The following is a 3,051-nucleotide window of genomic DNA, read 5'->3' on the forward strand; positions in this document are numbered from 1 at the left end:
GCCGAACCGCCCGCCGACTGGGCGTCCACCCGGTAGCCGTCGTTCGCGGTACTGCGGGCGGCGCCGGTGGCGTGGTTGAACTGGGCCGCGAACTGGTGCTCGCCGGCAGGGACGGTACGGCCGGGCTTGAGGACCCAGCGGTAGACCAGCACGCCGCCGGACTCCTGGGTGGTGACGGTGAAGTCGCCGCCCGCGAGGGTCTGCCAGCTGCCCGCGTCCCGGATGCCGCCGGTCTGCGCGATGCGCAGTTCGACGGTGAGCGAGGTGAGCGGTTGGGTGGTCCTGAGGGTCAGGTTGTTCTGGCCCCACCAGATGGTGGTGTGCGCGTCGACCGATCCCTCCGACCACAGCGGCCCGTTCTGCGCCCGGGCGCTCGCGGACGGGGTCGGCGTCGGGTGGGCACTGGCCGGGGCGGTGGTGAGCGGTGCCGGGGCCGGTGCCTGAGTGATGGTGGCCGGTGGGGACGACGGCGTCGGCTCGGGCGTGACCGTCGGGGCGGGGGCCGCCGGAGCGGTGGTGCTTGCTTCCGACGGCGGTTGGGACCGGACGATGCCGGCCGCGGCGAAAGCGCCGGTGGCCAGGATGCCGGCGGTGGCGAGGCCGGCGAGCGCGGCCTTGGGCCAGGAGCGCAGGCCCGATCGCGCGCGGTGCCGGACGGCCGGGCCGACCGGGCCGCGCTGCACGCGGGCCAGCATCCGTGCGCGGTCGGGCTGGTGGGCCTCGGCGGCCTCGTGCAGCTGCCAGGTGATGTGCTCGTTCACCGGTTCCTCCTTCCTGTCGCCAGTACACCGGCCGCTCGCGCGCCGAGCAGCTGTTGCAGCTCGGCCATGCCCTTCGAGGTCTGGCTCTTCACCGTACCGACCGATATGCCGAGCGCCGCCGCGGTGTCCTTCTCCGAGAGGTCGAAGGCGTGGCGCAGCACCACGCACGCCCGCTTGCGGAACGGCAGCCGGTCGAGCGCCGCACGGACGTCCAGCACGGCCGCCACGTCCGGTCCTTCGGTCTTCTCCGGGCTGCGGGTCCAGAACAGCAGGACCCGGCGCCGCTCGCGGATCGCGCTGCGGATCCGTGCGCGGGCCATGTTGGCGACCACCCCGCGGGCGTAGGCGAGCGGGTGGTCGGCCGCGCGGAGCCGGTCCCAGCGTTGCCACAGGGCGATCAGGGCATCCGCGGCGAGGTCGTCGGCGGCGTCCGTTTCACCGGTCAGGAGGTGGGCGAAACGGGCGAGTTCGGCGTGGTGGCGTTCGAAGAAGTCGTGGAACTCCGCGGACGCGTCATCGAGGAGCATGTCCCTCGGTCGCCCTCTCCTTGCAATGTGAGCGTTAACAAGGGCCCTGAGCGTAGCAGTGCCCGTCTCCTGGGCGCGGTGGGGGGCGCTGCGGAGGAGCGTCCCCGGTGGCCGGCGGGCGAGCAGCGCGGTCAATGCCGGGCGAACTGGACTTGGGTCGGCTGGACGACGTCCGGTTTCACCGCGATCCCGTCGACGGTCAGTTGCTCCCCGTAGAGGTCGGTGATCCTGATCGTGCCGCCGCACCCGGTGCCGTCCGGGGAGAGGAAGTAGTTGTAGTCGGTGCGGGACAGCTGCCGCCAGCCGCCTCCGGTCCGGACCTCCAGGGCCGCCACCGGGTTCCGGTGGCCGATCACCTGGATCCCGCACCACCACTGGCTGGAGCCGCTCTTGTACCGGACCGACATCGTGGCGGGTGCCGTGGCGGGGCTCAGCAGCGACCAGGTGATCGGGAGGCGGCCCACCGAGAGGTCGGCGAGCTTGCCGAAGGCCTCGTGGCTCAGGTCGAGCTGGCCGGGTGCGCAGGGCAAGGGGCACTCGTTGACGATCCGCACCGTGATGCTCGCCCCGTTGGCCGCGTGCACGAGCACGTACGCCCCGCACGCGCTGGAGGTCTCGTAGTCGGTGTGGTTCATCGCCGCGATCATGAGGTCGGCGGACGGGCCGAACGAGCAGGCGCCGTTGCCGTCGGCGGCGTCGTAGGACGTCGCGACGCCCTGGTAGCTCGTGCCGGGCTTGATCCGTCCGGCCAGGGACGCCTGGGCCGGTGCGGCGGGGGCATTGCCGGTGGCGGCCGAGGGCGAGGGAGAGGGGGCGGTCGTGGTGGCCGACGGCCGTGGGGTGGCCGTGGCCGACGGCGAACGCGTGCCGGTGGCCGAGGGAGAGGGCGCGAGGCTGGTGGTCATCGGCGCCGCCGTCGAGGGCGTGGGGGTGGCCGGGGCGGTGGCGTCCGACGGGGTGCCGGCCGGGGTGCCCGGCTCGGTGGCCGCGACGGACGCGGCGGCCGGTATCCCGGTGTCGGCGCCGCCGCTCTTGCCGCCCGGCGTGAGCGCGAAGGCCAGGCACACCAGCACACCGACCGCCACCAGTGCCAGCGGTATGCCCATGACCAGCCCGCGCCCGCGGTTCCACTGCGGGGCGGCGTGCTTCGTTGCTTTCATTCCCGTCCATTCGGTAGTCCGACTCGGCGTCGCACAGCCCAGTGGTCGCCGGTGGACGGAAAGGTTGCCGCTTGGGCGAAAATCTTTTTTCGGTGCTGGGCGTTCTCGGTCCGAGCGGGGAGTGCTCAGCCCGACGCCCGGACGACCAGCCGGGTGGGGAGCACCACCGACTCGCCGTGCTCCGGGTGCCGCAGCAGCAACTCCATGGCACGGGACCCGAGTTCCTCCACCGGCTGGCGGACGGTGGTCAGCCCCGGCCGGCACCGCGCCGCGACGGGGGCGTCGTCGAAGCCGATCAGTGCCACGTCCTCGGGCACCCGCAGGCCGTGCCGCCGCAAGGTCCTGAGGGCTCCCGCGGCCATCTGGTCGGAGGCGGCGAACACCGCGTTCACCTCGGGGCGCTGGTCCAGCAGCCACTGCATCGCGTGCTCACCGGAGGCGCTGCTGAAGTCGCCGTACGCCACAGCGGGCCGTACCGCCGCCATCGCGGCCACCGCCTGGTGGTAGCCGGCCAGCCGGGCCGCGCCGGGGGCGGGGTCGGGCGGCCCGGCGACGGTGGCCACCGAGCGGCGCCCGGATGCGCACAGCCGCCGCACCGCGTCC

The 3,051-nt window shown here is 73.8% G+C and carries 4 protein-coding genes; all 4 read right to left on the reverse strand.

Annotated elements, in window-relative coordinates; all coding sequences use genetic code 11:
• Window positions 1-761, reverse strand: a 761-nt coding sequence (locus tag AB0O00_RS33910; protein WP_363658402.1) for a hypothetical protein, incomplete at its 3' end; no start/stop codon positions are given.
• Window positions 758-1,288: a SigE family RNA polymerase sigma factor gene (locus tag AB0O00_RS33915; RefSeq protein ID WP_363658403.1), complete on the reverse strand. Its 531-nt coding sequence runs from the start codon at window positions 1,286-1,288 to the stop codon at window positions 758-760. The genes AB0O00_RS33910 and AB0O00_RS33915, both read right to left, overlap by 4 nt.
• A 131-nt stretch (window positions 1,289-1,419) precedes the next feature.
• Window positions 1,420-2,448 (reverse strand): expansin EXLX1 family cellulose-binding protein, encoded by a 1,029-nt coding sequence (locus tag AB0O00_RS33920; protein WP_363658405.1) that lies wholly within the window; start codon window positions 2,446-2,448, stop codon window positions 1,420-1,422.
• A 125-nt stretch (window positions 2,449-2,573) separates the two neighbouring features.
• Window positions 2,574-3,051 (reverse strand): substrate-binding domain-containing protein (locus tag AB0O00_RS33925; RefSeq protein ID WP_363658406.1); only part of this gene is annotated, 478 nt, incomplete at its 5' end.

It is taken from the genome of Kitasatospora sp. NPDC093558, from assembly GCF_040683475.1.
Lineage (GTDB): Bacteria > Actinomycetota > Actinomycetes > Streptomycetales > Streptomycetaceae > Kitasatospora.